At 72.2% G+C, this 1318-nt stretch carries 1 protein-coding gene; it reads left to right on the top strand.

The genetic code is table 11. From position 1 onward, the window contains the following. On the top strand, positions 1–1292 hold a 1292-nt coding region (locus HUN59_RS10270), incomplete at its 5' end, for an MFS transporter (protein WP_174779456.1). Between the last annotated feature and the right edge of the window lie 26 nt (positions 1293–1318).

Raw genomic sequence — 1318 nt, 5'->3', positions numbered from 1 at the left:
CCGAACCCCTCCCGATCCAGGCCGAACGCCCGCCGTGGCGCCACACCCTCATCGCGCTCTCCGTCCCGAACTTCCGCCTGTTCACGGCGACGAACCTCGTGGCGATGACCGCGGGGTGGATGCAGCGCATCGCGCAGGACTGGCTCGTGCTGCAGCTGACCGGCTCGGTGGCGCAGGTCGGCATCACGGTGGCGTGCCAGTTCGCCCCGATGCTGCTGTTCGGGCTCTGGGGCGGGGTGCTCGTCGACCGGTTCTCGAAGCGGGCGCTGATGATGCTGACGCAGGGCGCGTTCGCGGTGCTCTCCACCCTGCTCGCCGTGCTCACGCTGACCGGCGTCGTGCAGGCGTGGCACATCTGGGTGATCGCCTTCCTGGTCGGCATGGTGACCGTGATCGACAACCCGGCGCGCCAGGTGTTCGTCACCGAGATCGTCGGCCACCAGCACCTGCGGAACGCGATCAGCGTGAACTCGAGCGTGTTCCAGCTCGGCGGGATGATCGGGCCGGCGCTCTCCGGCGCCCTGCTCGTCGCGGTCGGTGCCGGCTGGTCCTTCGGCGTCAACGCGGTCGCGTGCGTGGCCGTCGTCGCGACCCTCGGCTTCCTGCGGGTGTCCGAGCTGCACCGCACCCCACCGGCACCGCGGACGAAGGGGCAACTCGTCGAGGGCCTGCGCTACGCCGTCCGGAAGCCCACGATCCTGGTGCCGGTCGTCCTGATGGTCTTCTTCTCGGTCTTCGCGCTGACCATGCCCGTGCTGCTCTCGGCCTTCGCGTCCGAGGTGTACGGCGTCGGCGCGGGCGGCTACGGCCTGTTCAACTCCGCGGTCGCGGTCGGTGCCCTCGCCGGGGCGCTGCTGTCCACCCGCCGGGCGACCGTCCGGCTCCGCACGATCGTCGGCGGAGTTTTCTGGACCGGGGTGCTGCTCGTGGTGTCCGGGTCGATCCCGGTCATCGCGCCGTTCACCGTCGCCCTGGTCGCGGTCGGGATGTCGCAGCTGCTGTTCATGACGGCCTCGAACTCGCTCGTGCAGCTGTCGTCGAACGTGGCGATCCGCGGCCGGGTGATGTCCCTGTACGTCCTGGTGCTCCTGGGCGGCCAGGCGATCGGCGGTCCGCTCATGGGCCAGGTCGTCGACCACTTCGGGGCCCACGTCGGCATGGTCGTCGCCGGGGGCGTCCCGGCCGTGGCCGCCGCGGTGGCCGGGCTCGTGCTCGCCCGGCGGGGCGGGCTGCACCTGGCGGTGCGCATGCGACACCACCTGCCGCTGCCCGCGATCGTCGGGCAGCGGTAGGGCGCGGCGCGCGCCGCGGCGCGCCG

Source organism: Curtobacterium sp. Csp2 (assembly GCF_013347165.1).
Note: the sequence above shows the minus strand (reverse complement) of the source record. Positions and strands in the feature narration are given on the sequence as shown.